This window comes from Mycobacterium sp. IDUB_24 (assembly GCF_055419385.1).
Genome location: NZ_JBVAXO010000006.1, coordinates 82536 through 98908 on the forward strand (window position 1 = coordinate 82536; position 16373 = coordinate 98908).

Here is a 16373-nt window from a genome sequence, read left to right on the forward strand (position 1 = left end):
GTCGTGGTTGTGTCTCCCGCCTCCGCGTTAGAAAGGTATGCCGAGATGACCACCACGCTTGGTGATTCGAAACAGGTTTTGATGCATCGCGCTCTCGATGGGTTGTCGAACCACATCGAGGAGTCCGCTCTGACGACGCAGCAGAAGCTGGCGTTGACGTGCCGAGCTCTGTTCGACGCGGGCCACGACTCGGGCCTGGCGGGCCAGATCACCGCGCGAGCCGAGAAGCCGGGTACCTACTACACCCAGCGGCTGGGATTGGGCTTCGACGAGATCACCGAAGGCAATCTGCTGCTTGTCGACGAGGATCTCACAGTTCTCGAGGGTGAGGGAATGGCCAACCCCGCCAATAGGTTCCACACCTGGATCTACCGCGCCCGGCCCGATGTGCAGTGCATCGTGCACACGCACCCGTTCCATGTCGCCGCGCTCTCGATGCTGGAAGTTCCGTTGCACGTGTCGCAGATGGATATCGCACCGCTTTACGACGACTGCGCATTTCTGGCCGACTGGCCCGGAGTCCCGGTGGGTAACGAAGAGGGCGAGATCATCAGTGCCGCACTGGGGGACAAGAAGGCCATCCTGTTGGCCCATCACGGCCATGTGATCGCCGGAGCCAGCATCGAGGAGTCGTGCTCGTTGGCGATGCTCATCGAACGTGGCGCCAAGCTACAGCTGGCTGCCATGGCCGCGGGCACCATCGCGGACCTGCCTCCGAGGCTGGCACGCGAGGCGCACGACTGGACTCTGCAGCCCAAACGCAGCCAGGCCAACTTCGCTTACTACGCGCGGCGTGCGCTCCGCAACCATCCCGATGCGCTGACCAGCTGAGCAGCCGGCCGGCCCGCACTCGATCCGATCCGAACCGCAGAAGGACGTCAAACATGACCACCAACAAGGAAATCCACGGAATTCTCGCCTATCCCGTCACACCGTTCACCGCAGACCATCGCATCGATACGGGCAAGCTTGCCGCCCTGGTCGACCGGCTGGTGACCGGCGGAGCGCACGGCATCGTCCCGCTGGGCAGCACGGGTGAGTCGGCCTACCTCACCGAAGCCGAGTTCGATGCCGTCATCGACACCACGATCGGTGTGGTCGATCGCAGGGTACCCGTCGTCATCGGCGCCTCAGATCTGACCACTGCCAATACCATTCGCCGGGCGCAGTACGCCGAGCAGGCCGGCGCGGATGCGGTGATGGTGCTGCCCATCTCCTACTGGAAACTGTCCGAACGGGAGATCGCGCGACACTATGCGGCGATCGGGGCGGCCATCGGAATTCCCATCATGGTGTACAACAACCCGGCGACCAGCGGCATCGACATGCGGCCCGAACTGCTGGTGCAGATGTTCACCGACATCGAAAACGTCACCATGGTCAAGGAATCCACCGGCGACATCACCCGCATGGAGCGCCTGTCCGAGCTCACCGGCGGCCAACTGCCGTTCTACAACGGCAGTAATCCGATGATTCTCAAGGCCTTCAAGGCGGGCGCCAAGGGCTGGTGCACAGCGGCGCCTAACCTGCTGCCGCAGCCATGCCTGGATCTCTATGCTGCGGCACAGGCCGGAGACTGGGCGAAGGCCGACGCCATCTACGCCGACCTCAGGCCCTTTCTGGAGTTCATCGTGGCCGGCGGCCTGCCCACCACCATCAAGGGTGGACTCGAACTGTTGGGTCAGGGCGTCGGAGACCCGCGTCTCCCGTTGTTGCCGCTCGACGACGGCGGCCGCAAGGAGTTGCGCCGGCTCTTGCTATGAGCCCTGCCTGCCCAACAGCTTTCGCGTGCGCGCGGGTGCCGTGGCGGGTAGGTCGGCGAGGATGTCGGCAAGCGTGACACCGTCTAGGCTGGCCCGCCACGCCTGGTGAGCGTCAGACATTTTCACGGCGAGGATGCACTCGTGGCGGCACCAGGCGGCCGGTAGGGCACCGCGACCCTGCTGGCGGATCTCGCGGCATTCGTACGGCGGGGATGCGCCGTCGACGGCCTCGACGATCTGCAGCAGGGTGATGTCGGCCGGTGCCCGGCCCAGCCGGAACCCGCCGCGGGGGCCGGTCGTCGCGGCGAGTACACCTGCGCGGGTGAGCGCCTGCAGCTGCTTGGCGAGATAGGCCGCGGGTAGGTCGAAGTACTCCGCGAGATCGGCGGCCGATGCGGTGGCCCCGACGTCGAGCTGCGCCAGCGATGTCGCGCAGTGCAGCGCCCACTCGGTGGCCACGGGAAGTTTCACGGACGGTAGCTTATTACAGATATTACGGACCTATATAGTCCGAGATATCCATCGGCCAGGACGGGAGACATCATGCGAATCGCGGTTGCGGGAGCTACGGGGAACATCGGGGCGCGCGTGGTCGCTGCTCTGCAGGGCGCCGGACACCAGGTGGTGGCGATCAGCCGCTCGAACGGGGTGGACCTGTCGACCGGTGACGGGCTCGACGCGGCCCTGGCCGGGGTGCGGGCGGTGGTCGACGTGATGAGTGCGCCGCCCACCGATCGGGACAGCACCGTGCACTATCTGGGCAGCGCCACCGGAAATCTGCTGGCCGCCGAAGCCCGCGCCGGGGTGGGGCATCATGTCCTGCTGTCGATCGTCGGGATCCACGACATCGAGGGCAATCCGCACTACGCCGGAAAACGTGAACAGGAACGCCTGATCCAAGCGGGAACGGTGCCCTGGACGATCGTGCCCGCCACCCAGTTCCACGATTTCGCCGAGACGGTGGTGAGCTGGACCGAACAGGATGGGACTGCACCCATCGCGCCGCTGCTGGTACAGCCCATCGATCCCGACGACGTGGCCGCGGTGCTCGCCGAGGTGGTCGTGGGCGATCCACAGGGCCGCTACGTCGACGTGGCCGGGCCGCAGACGCAGGATCTGGTCGACATGGCCCGCCGGACCCTGGCGGTGCGCGGCCGCGAGGTGACGTTGGTGCCGACGTGGTCATCGATCTTCGGTGTGCAGATGGCCGGTGATGCACTGCTGCCCGGAGAGAATGCCCGCATCGCGCCCACCACCTTCGACCAGTGGCTGAGCCGGCAGCGGTAGTCCCCGGCCACGCCGGACCGAGGACTGTCACCGGTCTCTGACACCATGGAGCGCATGCCGTTGGAGGCTCCCTCGCCCGCCCTGGGCGATCTCGATGATGAGCAGCGGGAAGCCGTGCTGGCCGCCCGCGGCCCCGTGTGCGTGCTGGCCGGTGCAGGTACCGGCAAGACCCGCACGATCACCCGCCGGATCGCGCACCTGGTGGCCGGCGGTCACGTCGCGCCCAGTCAGGTGCTCGCGGTCACGTTCACCGCGCGGGCCGCGGGCGAGATGAGGGGCCGGTTGCGGGCGTTGGGTCAGGAGTCGGGGGTGAATACCGCGGCGGTGCAGGCGGTGACGTTTCACGCGGCGGCGCGCCGGCAACTGCAGTACTTCTGGCCGCGACTGGTCGGCGACACGGGGTGGGAGCTGCTCGACAGCAAATTCGCCGTGGTCGCTCAGGCCGCCAACCGGGCCGGGATGCAGACCAGCACCGATGACGTTCGCGATCTGGCCGGCGAAATCGAGTGGGCCAAGGCATCTTTGATCACCCCGGAGGCCTACAGCACGGCGGTCGCGAAGGTCGGGCGCGACATCCCGTTCGATGCGGCCAAGGTCGCGGCGGTCTATTCGGGCTACGAGGCGCTCAAGGCCCGCCGCGACGGCTCGGCGCTGTTGGATTTCGACGACCTGCTGCTGCACACCGCCGCGGCCATCGAGAACGACGCCGCCGTCGCCCAGGAATTCCGAGACCGCTACCGCTGCTTCGTCGTCGACGAGTACCAGGACGTCACACCCCTGCAGCAGCGGGTACTCGACGCCTGGCTGGGGGAGCGCGACGATCTCACGGTGGTCGGTGACGCCAACCAGACGATCTATTCGTTCACCGGGGCCACTCCGCGTTTCCTGTTGGACTTCTCCCGGCGCTTCCCCGACGCCGCCGTCGTGCGGCTCGAGCGTGACTACCGCTCGACTCCGCAGGTGGTGTCGTTGGCCAACCGGGTGATCGCTGCCGCGCGTGGCCGGATGGCGGGCAGCAAGCTGCATCTGGTGGGTCAGCGTGACCCTGGCCCCGAGCCGACGTTCTCCGAGTATCCCGACGAGGTGGCCGAGGCCAATGCCGTCGCCCGGTCCATCAAGAAGCTGATCGAAAACGGAACAGCGCCGGCCGAAATCGCGGTGCTGTACCGGATCAACGCGCAGTCTGAGGTCTACGAGGAAGCACTCACCGAGGCGGGAATCGCGTTTCAGGTCCGCGGCGGCGAGGGTTTCTTCAGCCGCCAGGAGATCCGCCAGGCATTGGTGGCGATGCAACGCTTCGCCGACCGCGACATCCCCGAGGACAACCTGCCGGCCCTGGTACGTGAGCTGCTGGAGCCGCTCGGACTGACCGCCGAACCACCGGCCGGTACCAAGGCGCGGGAACGCTGGGAAGCGCTGACGGCGCTGGCCGAGCTGGTGGACGAAGAGGTCACGGTGCGCCCGGACCTGGATCTGCGGGCGCTGGTCGCCGAGCTGCGCCAGCGGGCCGACTCCCGGCACCCACCGGTGGTGCAAGGTGTCACGCTGGCGTCGCTGCATGCGGCCAAGGGCCTGGAGTGGGATGCGGTGTTCCTGGTGGGCCTTGCCGACAACACCCTGCCGATCTCCCATGCCCTTGCGCACGGGCCCGACAGCGAGCCGGTGGAGGAGGAGCGTCGTCTGCTCTATGTCGGAGTCACCCGGGCCAGAGTGCACCTCGGCCTGAGTTGGGCGCTGGCTCGCACCCCCGGTGGGCGGCAGGGCCGACGCCCGTCGCGATTCCTCAACGGCATCGCGCCGCAACTACAGAATTCCGGCGGCTCAGGCCCGGACCGGCCGCGTCGTCAGCGCGGTCCGGCGCCGCGTTGCCGGGTGTGCAATGCCCAGCTGTCGACGCCGCCGGCGATCATGTTGCGACGCTGCGAAACCTGTCCCTCAGACTTGGATGAGGAGCTTCTCACCGAGCTCAAGGACTGGCGGCTGCGCGTCTCCAAGGAGATGAAAGTGCCGGCGTACGTGGTGTTCACCGACAACACCCTGATGGCCATCGCCGAGTCACTGCCGACCGACGATGCCGCACTGGTGGCACTCCCCGGTATCGGTGCGCGCAAGCTCGAGCAGTACGGCCCGGATGTCCTCGAGTTGGTTGTCGCGCGGGTGAAAGCCCGCCAAGATTCGTAAAGATTGCGCCAAAACCGCAGGTAGAAAATAGGTTGTGCGATTTGGCTGTTAGGCTTTAGCCTCGTAACACAGCTCTGGTGACGAGACGGAAGGAGGGTGCCCGCAATGGATAGCAACATCAATTTCAGTGGTGTAGCGGCTGCAGGCATGCCATCGTCCGTGCTCGCCGTCGCCGTTTCCCCGGTTTCCCCGGAGGGACGCCGGCATGCCGCACCCGCTGCCCCCGCCGCCGCTGCTGCATGGCCGGCCGCCGCTGCTATTTCGCCGCAGCACAAGCGCCGTCCGGCCGCCGCGACTGGCGCGTCCGTGGATCGGAGCCCCTACTAGGTAGAGCTCCCATCACCGCCAAATGGCCACGGACCCGCAGTCAACCGGATCCGTGGCCAATTTCTTTGGGAGTTGTTCTCCACCCCGAGAAACCTGGTCGCAGATCCGTTCAAGAGACAGATCTCCGACAACGACCAGGAAGTAGGGGGATAAGCACATGTCCATTGCGATGACCGCTCCGGAGGTGAGCGTCGCGCCGGTGACATGCGAGCAGCGGCTACCGGCGGTGCCGTGCCACGTCGGGAATCCCGATCTGTGGTTCGCCGAGAGCCCAGTCGATCTGGAGCAGGCCAAGGCGCTGTGTGCGGATTGCCCGATCCGCAACGCGTGCCTCACGGCCGCGCTGGAACGGCAGGAGCCGTGGGGTGTCTGGGGTGGTGAGATCCTCGACCGCGGAACCATCGTGGCCCGCAAGCGGCCGCGTGGGCGTCCACGGAAGAATGTGGCAGCCGCGTAACGGCATCGACTCTGCGGTTCAGGGTGAGTTCTGCTCGAACTTTCACACCCTGACCGCAGAGTCGACGCTCAGCAGCTAGGCCGCCTCGTCGGCGAAACCCGGAACCAGTTCGGTGGCAATCGCTTTCACCGGCACATGCGCGTCGAGTTGGCAGCACATCGCGATGGTCGAGGCGATCACCCGCAATGGGATGGCCAGGTTCGGCGGCAGGTCGAGCTGGCGCGCCGTCTTGATCTGGGCCACCCAGTTGTCCATCTGGCCGGCCGCCATCTTCTGAATCCACCGGCGGTTGTAGTGGAAGACGTCGACCTCGATCGGTTCGACGTACTGGCGCAACATGTCGTCGACTTCCTCGATCGAAACCTGTTCGCCCTTCTGGATGAAACCGGCTTCCTCCATGGTGGGCAGCAGCTCGTCGTAGTTCTTGTCCCGGGCCAGCCGGATGCACTCGCCCAGGGAGGTCGGGAAACCGTCGGGAAGCGGCGCGACCGCGCCGAAGTCGATGACGCCCATCCGCCCGTCGGCCAGCAGCATGAAGTTCCCCGGATGGGCATCGCCGTGCATCATCTGCAGCCGCTTGGGCGCGTCAAAGGTGAGTTCGGACAACCGGGTGCCCATCAGGTCGCGCTGTTCGGGGGTGCCGTCGCGGATGATCACCGACATCGGGATGCCGTCCATCCATTCGGCGATGACGACCTTCGGTGCGCTGGCGACGATGGCGGGGACACAGAAGTGCGGGTCGTCGCGGTAAGCCTTGGCGAACGCACGCTGGTTTTCGGCCTCGAGCCGATAGTCCAGCTCCATATCGGTGCGTTCGATCAGCTCGTCGACGATGCCCTGGATGTCGATGCCGGGGGCCAGTTGCTTGAAGACACCGACCAGGCGCTGGATCGTCTTGAGATCGGCGCGCAGGGCTTCGTCGGCACCGGGGTATTGGATCTTGACGGCCACCTCACGGCCGTCGGACCAGACTGCCTTGTGCACCTGACCGATGCTGGCCGAGGCGACGGGGGTGTCGTCGAACGAGGTGAACCGGTCCCGCCATTTGGTGCCGAGCTGTGCATCGAGCACCCGGTGCACCTTGGCGGCCGGGAGTGGCGGTGCTTCTCGCTGCAACTTGGTCAACGCCTCGCGGTACGGCTTGCCGTACTGCTCGGGAATGGCCGCCTCGAGCACCGACAGGGCCTGGCCGACCTTCATCGCCCCGCCCTTGAGTTCACCGAGTACGGCGAACAATTGTTGGGCGGCTTTGTCCATCAACTCGGCAGTGACTTCGTCCTTGGACTTGCCGGTCAGACGCTTGCCGAAGCCCAATGCGGCCCGACCCGCCATGCCGCCGGCCAAGCCGGCGAGCTTCGCATTCCGTGCCACGCTTCCCCGTTTGATGTCAGACACCAGACCATCATCCATGACGTGGCTGAACGGCCCACCACCAACTGGCAACAAACGTTTTCAACATGGGCAGTCGGGGTGCCGGGACCAGCGCCGCGCCACGATCGAGTACCCATCGGCGTCGAGTTCGAGGGTGGTGTTCAGCGTCGCCGGTGCATCGGGTGCGGGCTCGTCACCGTCGGTGTGTCTGACGGCACGGATCACGAGGTCGACCTGCCGCATCGCCAGCGCCGCAGTGGCCAGGATGGTGGCACGGCCGGCGCTGCCGACGGTGCCCCTGAGTTGGGTTGCCACGGCAGGCCACGCCGCGTCGCGATCGGTGCGGTGTAGATCGGCGCAGCGCAGACAGCTGGTCAGGCCCGGGATCACCAGCGGCCCCACCAAGCCGGCGCCGTCGCGGACCCGCACCGGCAGGTGGGCGATCCCGCCGTGATGCAGTTCTTGGAGCAGCCGCGGGTCGGTGATCTGGTAGTCGGCCAGCACCACCAGGTCGGTGGAGGCGGCCACGTTCCTGGTGTGTGGGTGCGTGCTGTGCCTGACTCGCGCGCCCGAGCAGCGCAGTCCGTTGGCCAGCAGTTCCGACAGCGGTCCGCGGCCGTGCACGCGGATGGATGCCGACCGCGCCGGCCGTGAGGGCGTGGCGGCGACGGTGAGCATTCCGGTTTCCGTCAATGCGGCGATCAGCTCATCGATGGCGTCGGCATCGTCGAATGATGCTGCAGCCGTGACCAATTCGTCGCGGGTTGCGCCGACCTGCAGTGCCCGCAGCAGATCGGCCAACTGTGCCTGGCTCATTCCGGCCGGGGGACGCACCAGTACTGCGCGCCGCGGATCCCAGCCCAACTGAACCATCTCGTCGGGACGCAGCAGGATCGGTCGGCCTGCGGCGAGCACGTAGCGCTTCATGCGAAGACTGTGCCACGGCGGCGGGGACCGCCGTTTCAGTTATCCACAGGCCGCCGTGCGGGGGTCAGGACCGGCTGCCGCCGTCACCCTCGGCGCCGCCTTCGCCACCCTCGCGCTGCTCTTTCTCCAGGTCGGCGATGGCCTGTTCGAAGGCGCTGTCGATGCCGCTGGTGTCGCCGCCGATCATCCGGTCGATGAAGCCGGCCGGATCGTCGAGGTCGGTTGCGCTGGGCAGCAGGTCGGGGTGCTGCCACACGCTGTCGCGGACGTCGGTGCCCACTGCGTCGGTCAGCCGTTCCCACAGCACCGCGGCTTCGCGCATCTTGCGGGGGCGCAGTTCCAGGCCGACGAGCGTGGCGAAGGTCTGTTCGGCGGGCCCGCCGGTGGCGCGCCGACGACGGAGCGTCTCGGCCAGTGCCGAGGTGCCGGGGATGCGGTCGCCCAGCGCCGCGATGACGACGGTCTGCACCCAGCCCTCGATGAGCGCGAGCAGGGTTTCCAGCCGCTCCAGGGCGGCTTCCTGCTCGGGCGTGGCTTTGGGCTCGAAGATGCCCTGGTTGAGCAGCTGCTCCATCTCCGACGGGTCGCCGAGGGAGGCCGGGTTGAATCCGCGGGCGAAGTCCTCGATACCCGACATGTCGACCTTCATGCCCTTGGCGAAGGCCTCGACGGTGCCGAGCAACTGGCTGGACAGCCACGGCACATGGCTGAACAGCCGGTGGTGGGCGGCCTCCCGCGCGGCCAGGAAGGTCAGGATCTCGCTGCGCGGGCGCTCCAGGCCCTCGGCCAGCGATTCGATGGCCTCCGGCATGAGTGCCGCAACGCCCTTGGGGCCCAGCGGCAGGCCGACGTCGGTGGAGGTGAGTACCTCGCGGGACAGCTTGCCCAGCGCCTGGCCCAGTTGGGAGCCGAACGCCATGCCGCCCATCTGCGACATCATCGCCAGCAGCGGACCGGCCATGCTCTTGGCCTCTTCGGGCAGCGCCGACGCCCAGACCGAGGAGATCTGCTCGGCCACCGGGTCGCACAACCGCTTCCAGGTGTCCAGCGTGTTGTCCAGCCAGTCGCTCGGGGTCCAGGCCGCCGACCTGGTGGTGCCCGCGGGCAGCGGGGTCACGCCGTCGAGCCAGGTCTCGGCCAGACGTACCGCGTCGGCTACCGCGCCGGTGGTCTTTTCCGGCACCGGGGCGACGAACCCGATCGAGTTGGACGCCAACTGCCGGGCGAGGTCGTAGTTCACCGGACCGGATTGTTTGCCGCCCATGGCGCCACCTGCGCCGCTGAACATCTCGCCGAGCTTGGTGAAGATCTGCCCGAGGTCGCCCATGTCGAAGTTGGCTCCGCCCATGCCCAAACCGAACGGATCCGAACCCGGACCTGGCCCGGAGTTGCCGGGGCCGGACCCCGAATCGGGGTCCTTCTTGTCTTTGTCTCGGTCCGGGTCGTTCCCGGCGGAGAAGCCGAAGGGCAGGTCAGCCATACCCACAACGGTACTCATGACGGGGTGTCCGGGTGTGCCTGCGGGTCACGCTGTGGGTGAACACGATGGTGCAGGCCTTACTGTGGGCGGCGTGAACAGGCGGATTTTGACGCTGCTGGTTGCGTTGGTGCCGATTGTGGCGTTCGGCGTGCTGCTGTCGGTGGTGACGGTGCCCTTCGTGTCCCTGGGGCCCGGTCCGACGTTCAACACGCTCGGCGACGTCGAGGGCAAACAGGTGGTCGACATCAAGAGCACCGACGAGACCGGCGGTTCCGTGGTCCACCCGACCTCGGGTCACCTGAACATGACCACGGTGTCCCAGCGTGACGGTCTGACCCTCGGCCAGGCGATGGCGTTGTGGATGTCGGGCCGTGAGCAACTGGTTCCGCGCGACCTGGTGTATCCGCCGGACAAGTCCAAGAACGAGATCGACGAGGCCAACAACTCGGATTTCAAGAAGTCCGAGGACAGCGCCGAGTACGCGGCGCTGTCGCTCCTGAAGTACCCGGTGGCGGTGACGGTGCAGAGCGTCACCGATCCCGGTCCTTCGGCGGGCAAGCTGCGCGATGGTGACGCGATCGACGGGGTAAATGGGACACCGGTGGCCAACCTCGACGAGTTCCAGGCGATCCTGAAGAAGACCAAGCCGGGTGAGCAGCTGGTGATCGACTTCCGTCGCAAGAACGCCCCGCCGGGGGTCGCGACCATCACGCTCGGTGACAACCCGGACCGGGACTACGGGTTCCTCGGCGTGGGTGTGCTCGATGCGCCGTGGGCGCCGTTCGAGATCGACTTCAACCTGGCCAACATCGGCGGCCCGTCGGCGGGTCTGATGTTCAGCCTTGCCGTCGTCGACAAGCTGACCACCGGCGACCTCAACGACGGCAAGTTCATCGCGGGTACCGGAACCATCACCGGCGAGGGCAAGGTCGGGTCCATCGGCGGCATCACGCACAAGATGCTGGCCGCCAAGGACGCGGGCGCCACGGTGTTCCTGGTGCCCGCCGACAACTGCACCGAGGCGCGTTCGGCGCCTCAGGACGGCATGGAGTTGGTGAAGGTGGACACGCTGACCCAGGCCGTCGATGCGTTGCACACGATTTCTGCCGGTGGCGAACCGCCTCGCTGCTGAACCGCACGCAGCCTGCGGATGGCTAGAGTTAGAGGAAATCGGGCGGCCTGTCGGGCATGCCACGAGTCCACCGAGGCTGAAACGGGAGTTCACGAGTGGGGATGCGGCCCGCGGCGAGGATGCCGAAGCTGACGCGACGTAGCCGGATGCTGATCGGCCTGGCGCTGGTGGCAGTGCTGGCACTGTTGATCGGACCTCGGGTGGTCGACGGCTATGTCGACTGGTTGTGGTTCGGCGAGCTGGGGTACCGGTCGGTGTTCACCACCGTGCTGGCCACCCGACTCATCGTGTTCGTCGTTGTCGGGCTGTTCATCGGTGTGGTGGTGTTCGCCGGCCTGGCGCTGGCCTATCGGACCCGTCCGGTGTTCGTCCCGGCGGCGGGCCCGAATGATCCGGTGGCGCGCTACCGCACCACCGTGCTGGCCCGGCTGCGGTTGTTCGGGATCGGAGTGCCGGTCTTCATCGGTCTGCTGGCCGGTGTGATTGCGCAGAGCTACTGGGTGCGGGTGCAGTTGTTCCTGCATGGCAGTGACTTCGGTATCACCGATCCGCAGTTCGGTCGGGATCTGGGCTTCTACGCGTTCGATCTGCCGTTCTACCGGCTGGTGCTGACGTATCTGTTCGTCGCGACGTTCCTGGCGTTCGTCGCGAACCTACTGGGGCACTACGTATTCGGTGGGATCCGTCTGGCCGGGCGCAGCGGGGCGCTGAGCCGTGCCGCACGGATCCAGCTCATCAGCCTGGTCGGCCTCCTGATCCTGCTCAAGGCATTCGCGTACTGGCTGGACCGCTACGAGCTTTTGAGCAACACGCGCGCTGCCAAGCCGTTCACCGGTGCCGGCTACACCGATATCAACGCCGTACTCCCGGCCAAGCTGATCCTGCTGGCGATCGCACTGATCTGTGCGGCGGCGGTGTTCTCGGCGATCGTGCTGCGCGACTTGCGGATTCCTGCCATCGGTGTGGTGCTGTTGTTGCTGAGCTCGATGGTGGTCGGTGCCGGGTGGCCGCTGGTCGTCGAGCAGTTCAGCGTCAAGCCCAACGCCGCGCAGAAGGAAAGCGAGTACATCAAACGCAGCATCACCGCGACGCGGCAGGCCTACGGCCTGACCGACGACACGGTGACGTACCGCAATTACGAAAGCGACGGTCAGACCACCGCCGCGCAGGTCGCTGCGGACCGGGCGACCACGTCGAACATCCGGCTGCTCGATCCGACGATCGTCAGCCCCGCATTCACCCAGTTCCAGCAGGGTAAGAACTTCTACTTCTTCCCGGATCAGCTGGCCATAGACCGCTATGCCGGGCCTGACGGCAATCTGCGCGACTTCGTCGTCGCCGCACGCGAACTCAACCCGGACCGGCTGATCGAGAACCAGCGCGACTGGATCAACCGGCACACCGTCTACACCCACGGCAACGGATTCATCGCCTCGCCGGCCAACACGGTGCGTGGAATCGCGAACGACCCCAACCAGAACGGCGGTTACCCCGAGTTCCTCGCCAGCGTCGTCGGCGCCAACGGCAAGGTTGTCTCGCCCGGACCGGCGCCGCTTGACCAACCCCGCGTCTACTTCGGTCCCGTGATCGCCGATACCTCGGCCGACTATGCGATCGTCGGCAAGAACGGTGATGTCGACCGCGAGTACGACTACGAGACGAACACCGACACCAAGAACTACAGCTATTCGGGCACCGGCGGTGTGGCGATCGGCAACTGGTTGACGCGGTCGGTGTTCGCGGCCAAGTTCGCCGAGCGGAACTTCCTGTTGTCCAACGTGATCGGTGAGAACAGCAAGATCCTGTTCAACCGGGATCCGGCGGAGCGCGTGGAGGCGGTGGCGCCGTGGTTGACCACCGACACGTCCGTGTACCCGGCGATCGTCAACAAGCGCATGGTCTGGATCGTCGACGGCTACACCACCCTGGACAACTATCCGTATTCGGAGTTGACGACGCTGTCGAGTGCGACGGCCGACTCCAACGAGGTGGCGGTCAACCGGCTGGCCCCCGACAAGCAGGTGTCCTACATCCGCAACTCGGTCAAGGCGACCGTCGACGCCTACGACGGCACGGTGACGCTGTACGCCCAGGATGAACAGGATCCGGTGCTCAAGGCCTGGATGAGTGTGTTCCCCGGCACGGTCAAACCGAAGGCGGACATCTCCCCGGAACTGCAGGCGCACCTGCGTTATCCCGAGGATCTGTTCAAGGTTCAGCGGTCGCTGCTGACCAAGTACCACGTCGACGATCCGGTGAAGTTCTTCACCAACGCTGACTTCTGGAACGTGCCGCTGGATCCCAACCCGACCGCGAGCAGCTATCAGCCGCCGTTCTACATCGTCGCCAAAGACCTTGTGAACAACAGCGGTTCGGCGTCGTTCCAGTTGACCAGCGCGCTGAACTGGTTGCAGCGCGAGTTCCTGGCCGCCTATGTCAGTGCCAGCTCGGATCCCGCGACCTACGGCAAGCTCACCGTGCTGACCATCCCGGGTGAGGTCAAGGGCCCCAAACAGGCATTCAACGCGATCAGTACCGACACCGCGGTGACGCAGGACCTCGGTGTGATCGGACGGGACAACCTGAACCGGATCCGGTGGGGCAACCTGTTGACCCTGCCGGTGGCCGACGGTGGATTGCTCTATGTTGCACCGGTTTACGCATCGCCTGGAACCAGTGACGCGGCCTCGACCTACCCGCGGTTGATCCGGGTGGCCATGCTCTACGGCGACAAGGTCGGCTACGGCCCGACCGTCAGCGACGCCCTGACCGAATTGTTCGGCCCGGGGGCCGGCGCCACCGCCACCAACGTGGCGCCCACCGACAGCAAGCCGCAGGCGGCCGGGACGCCCGAGGCGCCACCGGCGGCCCAGCCACCGGCCAATGCCGATGGCCAGGCCCCGCAGGTTGTCGCGCCGCCGGGAGCGATCCCGCCGGGTGAACCCGTGCAGTTGTCGCCGGCCAAGTCCGCGGCTCTCAAGGAAGTCGAGTCGGCACTGTCCGAGGCGCAGGATGCCCAGCGCAGCGGTGACTTCGGCAAGTACGGTCAGGCGTTGCAGCGCTTGAACGATGCGATGAAGAAGTTCGATTCGTCGAAGTAGCTTCTCCGTCGAATATTGGTGCGTCCCCCGGCCGGTCCGGTGGGTGACAATGGACCGATAGTTCGGTGGACGGCGGACGGATGAGGAGTCGCTGGTGGCGGTGACGATCTCGCAGGTGCTGGCCAGCCATCCCGAGCAACTGGTGTCAGCAGCCGGTGAGGTGGCTTCGGCGGCGTCTGATCTCGACAGTCGAATCGCCCGCGAACGCATGCAGTTGACAAGGTTGGCCTCGGACTGGCGGGGTACCGCGTCCGACACCGCACAGGGCCACGCCAACGAGATGTTCGGCGATCAGGAGCTCTACCGCGACAGGCTCAAGTCGCTGCACACCGCGATGTCTTCCGGTGGTGCCGAACTCGGCGGCATCCGCAGCCGGGTGTCGGATCTGGTGTCGAGTCCCGAGGCGGACCTGTTCGACATCTCCGACGAGGGCCGGGTCTCGCTGGGATGGCGGCTGAAGGCCCTGGTGGTGGCCTATCCCGTGCTGGCCTTGAAGTGGGGGATGCGGCGCTTGGCGCTGCAGACGGCCATTCAGACTGCGTTGGCCGAATTCGACGCGGCGGACAAGTCGACGGCCAACAAGATGGACCGGATCAACAAGGGGCTCGTGAAATGAAGCCTCGGGATATGGGCTGCGTGACATGAGCAGCGCAACTCTCGAGGTCGATGAACAGACGATGCGGGAGACGGCGTCCACCTTCGACACCGCGGGCCATGGCGTCAGCGGAAATCGCGCGGGGCCGGTCATCTCCGGTGCCGCCGGGGCGATGCCCGCGCTGGCTGTCGGGGCGGCGTGCGGAACGGTCGGATCCGCGCTGACCGAGCAGGCGAAGCTACTCGGTGGCGATGTGACGGTGTACGCGCAGAAGCTACGGGTGGCCGCCGACCGTTACGAGCGCGGCGACGACGAGGCCGCCGAACGTATCGACTTCACCGGGACAGCCGAGCTGCCCGACGCCGGTGAGCATCCGCCGGTCGACGACTACGAGAAGGCGTTGCGTGATGCCGGGCTCCTCACCGGACCGGTGGTCCCGGGTTCGAAATATGCTCAGTGGCTGGAGAATGCGTCCAAGCACGGGGTGGATCCGCAGACCATGGTCGATATCGCCCGTCAGCAGAACATCACCCCGCAGTCGTTCGACGTGCTCAACGGACTGCGGGAGGTCAAGGACAAGGACGGCAAGTCGTTCTTCATCCTGCCGCCCGGCACCAGCAAGGAGGATGCGAAGAAGGCGGTGGTGATGACCTACATCCTCAACGCCGGCACCGACTACGACGCCGCCGAGGCCGGCAGCGACGGCGTGCTGGGCACTGCCGATGATGTTCAGAACGATTTCGAGGAAACGCCCTACTCGGCCTCCGAGGTGCAGCGCATCATCGATCGACAGAACGCGAACTCGTGGAGCTATGACCAGATTTTCGACAAGGGCGGCGGGGGATCGTTGGCCACGACCCCCAACGGAATGCTGATGGGTCTGGGCGGCCCGGTGATGGACAAGATCGGCGTCCACGGTGGGACGACCTACGGCGATGTGTTCGTGATGAACATCGACGGATCCAAGGATCCGGCGGACCAGCTGAGCACGATCATCCAATCGGGGGCCAACTGGGGACAAGATAACAGCGGTGTGCCGTTCCAGAGCACCCTCGACCTCGACCGCTTGTTGCACCACGAGGAGCGCCATTCCGAGCAGTGGGCACAGAAGGGATTCGCCTGGATGGCACGGGATTACGGATTGGGTGCGCTCATCGAACAGAAGACCGGCATCAACCCGCTGGAACGCGATGCCGGCTTGTCCGACGGGGGTTATTCGTGAGGTCCTGGCTGGCCGTCCTGTTGACGCTGCTGGTGGCGGTGGGGCTCACCGCTTGCCGAACCGAGGACCGCCGATGGTCGGATGCGCCGTCCGCCGCCCCGATGCGGCCGGCGTTCGGTGCGCGGGTCACCGACGGCAAGCTGGAGATCTGGGTGCCGCCGGGCTGCGTCGGGGTGCGGTCGGTGGAGGTCGGGTTTGGATTTGGCCCGAAGCTCGTGTTGACCGATACCTCCGGTACGGCGACTCTCGACCGGTTCACCGTCGGTGGACCCTATCCGGGTCTGACCGTGACGGAAGCGCCGCCGCCTGACTTCGATTGGCGCACAGAGGAATATTTGTTTCTCAATGTGCAGTCCACGCCTGGGGGGTACCCCGCGACTGCTCGGACGGCTGAGGTCGTCGCCGGATCGGACAGTCACCCGGCCGACACCTTCTTCTTCGACGGCGTCGGTTGGCTCGACGCCGCGGGTGTGGCGGAGAAGGAAGGCAAGGAGTTCGCGGGGGTGTGCACGCCGCAAAAGAAGTGAGCA

At 66.2% G+C, this 16373-nt stretch carries 14 protein-coding genes; 10 read left to right on the forward strand and 4 right to left on the reverse strand.

The window, feature by feature from the left end; all coding sequences use genetic code 11:
* Nucleotides 1-45: 45 nt before the first annotated feature.
* Complete coding sequence (locus ACZYZF_RS20720; protein ID WP_463744568.1) at nucleotides 46-831, forward strand: aldolase; 786 nt, start codon at nucleotides 46-48, stop codon at nucleotides 829-831.
* 53 nt (nucleotides 832-884) lie between these two features.
* Nucleotides 885-1763, forward strand: a complete 879-nt coding sequence (locus tag ACZYZF_RS20725) for a dihydrodipicolinate synthase family protein (protein ID WP_463836686.1) — start codon at nucleotides 885-887, stop codon at nucleotides 1761-1763.
* Here the strand turns inward: ACZYZF_RS20725 and ACZYZF_RS20730 are convergent.
* The gene (locus ACZYZF_RS20730; protein ID WP_463836687.1) at nucleotides 1758-2234 is read right to left on the reverse strand and encodes an RrF2 family transcriptional regulator; all 477 of its coding nucleotides are present in this window, start codon (nucleotides 2232-2234) and stop codon (nucleotides 1758-1760) included. The genes ACZYZF_RS20725 and ACZYZF_RS20730 overlap by 6 nt on opposite strands.
* 72 nt (nucleotides 2235-2306) lie before the next feature.
* Here ACZYZF_RS20730 and ACZYZF_RS20735 point away from each other — a divergent pair, with 72 nt between their 5' ends.
* The 3 genes from ACZYZF_RS20735 to ACZYZF_RS20745 all read left to right on the forward strand — a co-directional run bounded on the left by ACZYZF_RS20735 (nucleotide 2307) and on the right by ACZYZF_RS20745 (nucleotide 6015).
* Nucleotides 2307-3050 (forward strand): SDR family oxidoreductase, encoded by a 744-nt coding sequence (locus ACZYZF_RS20735; RefSeq protein WP_463744565.1) that lies wholly within the window; start codon nucleotides 2307-2309, stop codon nucleotides 3048-3050.
* A gap of 54 nt (nucleotides 3051-3104) precedes the next feature.
* Nucleotides 3105-5231, forward strand: coding sequence for an ATP-dependent DNA helicase UvrD2 (locus tag ACZYZF_RS20740; RefSeq protein WP_463744564.1), 2127 nt, complete (start codon nucleotides 3105-3107; stop codon nucleotides 5229-5231).
* A 484-nt stretch (nucleotides 5232-5715) separates the two neighbouring features.
* Nucleotides 5716-6015 (forward strand): WhiB family transcriptional regulator, encoded by a 300-nt coding sequence (locus tag ACZYZF_RS20745; protein WP_463744563.1) that lies wholly within the window; start codon nucleotides 5716-5718, stop codon nucleotides 6013-6015.
* Between the two features lie 75 nt (nucleotides 6016-6090).
* On the opposite strand, the gene ACZYZF_RS20750 is transcribed toward ACZYZF_RS20745, so the two are convergent.
* The 3 genes from ACZYZF_RS20750 to ACZYZF_RS20760 form a co-directional block, all read right to left on the reverse strand.
* Nucleotides 6091-7425, reverse strand: coding sequence for a macrolide-binding ATPase MABP-1 (locus ACZYZF_RS20750; protein WP_463744562.1), 1335 nt, complete (start codon nucleotides 7423-7425; stop codon nucleotides 6091-6093).
* Between the two features lie 42 nt (nucleotides 7426-7467).
* A complete protein-coding gene (locus ACZYZF_RS20755) occupies nucleotides 7468-8313 on the reverse strand; it encodes a cyclodehydratase (RefSeq protein ID WP_463744561.1) in 846 nt (281 codons plus the stop codon).
* Between the two features lie 64 nt (nucleotides 8314-8377).
* On the reverse strand, nucleotides 8378-9793 hold the full coding sequence (locus ACZYZF_RS20760) for a zinc-dependent metalloprotease (protein ID WP_463836688.1): 1416 nt from the start codon (nucleotides 9791-9793) through the stop codon (nucleotides 8378-8380).
* 91 nt (nucleotides 9794-9884) lie between these two features.
* Between ACZYZF_RS20760 and ACZYZF_RS20765 the strand changes: the two genes are divergently transcribed.
* The 5 genes from ACZYZF_RS20765 (at nucleotide 9885) to ACZYZF_RS20785 (ending at nucleotide 16370) form a co-directional block, all read left to right on the forward strand.
* The gene (locus tag ACZYZF_RS20765; RefSeq protein ID WP_463744559.1) at nucleotides 9885-10925 is read left to right on the forward strand and encodes a YlbL family protein; all 1041 of its coding nucleotides are present in this window, start codon (nucleotides 9885-9887) and stop codon (nucleotides 10923-10925) included.
* Between the two features lie 95 nt (nucleotides 10926-11020).
* Nucleotides 11021-14026, forward strand: a complete 3006-nt coding sequence (locus ACZYZF_RS20770; protein WP_463744558.1) for a UPF0182 family protein — start codon at nucleotides 11021-11023, stop codon at nucleotides 14024-14026.
* A gap of 94 nt (nucleotides 14027-14120) precedes the next feature.
* A complete protein-coding gene (locus ACZYZF_RS20775; RefSeq protein WP_463836689.1) occupies nucleotides 14121-14642 on the forward strand; it encodes a WXG100 family type VII secretion target in 522 nt (173 codons plus the stop codon).
* 25 nt (nucleotides 14643-14667) lie between these two features.
* The gene (locus ACZYZF_RS20780; protein ID WP_463836690.1) at nucleotides 14668-15843 is read left to right on the forward strand and encodes a type VII secretion target; all 1176 of its coding nucleotides are present in this window, start codon (nucleotides 14668-14670) and stop codon (nucleotides 15841-15843) included.
* Entirely contained in the window at nucleotides 15840-16370 is a 531-nt protein-coding gene (locus ACZYZF_RS20785; protein WP_463836691.1) for a hypothetical protein, read from the forward strand. The genes ACZYZF_RS20780 and ACZYZF_RS20785 overlap by 4 nt, the downstream gene beginning before the upstream one ends.
* Nucleotides 16371-16373 lie beyond the last annotated feature (3 nt).

Coding starts and splice junctions, on each gene's coding strand:
- ACZYZF_RS20720 (WP_463744568.1), top strand. CDS start 46: ATGACCACCACGCTTGGTGATTCGAAACAGGTTTTGATGCATCGCGCT.
- ACZYZF_RS20725 (WP_463836686.1), top strand. CDS start 885: ATGACCACCAACAAGGAAATCCACGGAATTCTCGCCTATCCCGTCACA.
- ACZYZF_RS20735 (WP_463744565.1), top strand. CDS start 2,307: ATGCGAATCGCGGTTGCGGGAGCTACGGGGAACATCGGGGCGCGCGTG.
- ACZYZF_RS20740 (WP_463744564.1), top strand. CDS start 3,105: ATGCCGTTGGAGGCTCCCTCGCCCGCCCTGGGCGATCTCGATGATGAG.
- ACZYZF_RS20745 (WP_463744563.1), top strand. CDS start 5,716: ATGTCCATTGCGATGACCGCTCCGGAGGTGAGCGTCGCGCCGGTGACA.
- ACZYZF_RS20750 (WP_463744562.1), bottom strand. CDS start 7,425: ATGGATGATGGTCTGGTGTCTGACATCAAACGGGGAAGCGTGGCACGG.
- ACZYZF_RS20755 (WP_463744561.1), bottom strand. CDS start 8,313: ATGAAGCGCTACGTGCTCGCCGCAGGCCGACCGATCCTGCTGCGTCCC.
- ACZYZF_RS20760 (WP_463836688.1), bottom strand. CDS start 9,793: ATGGCTGACCTGCCCTTCGGCTTCTCCGCCGGGAACGACCCGGACCGA.
- ACZYZF_RS20780 (WP_463836690.1), top strand. CDS start 14,668: ATGAGCAGCGCAACTCTCGAGGTCGATGAACAGACGATGCGGGAGACG.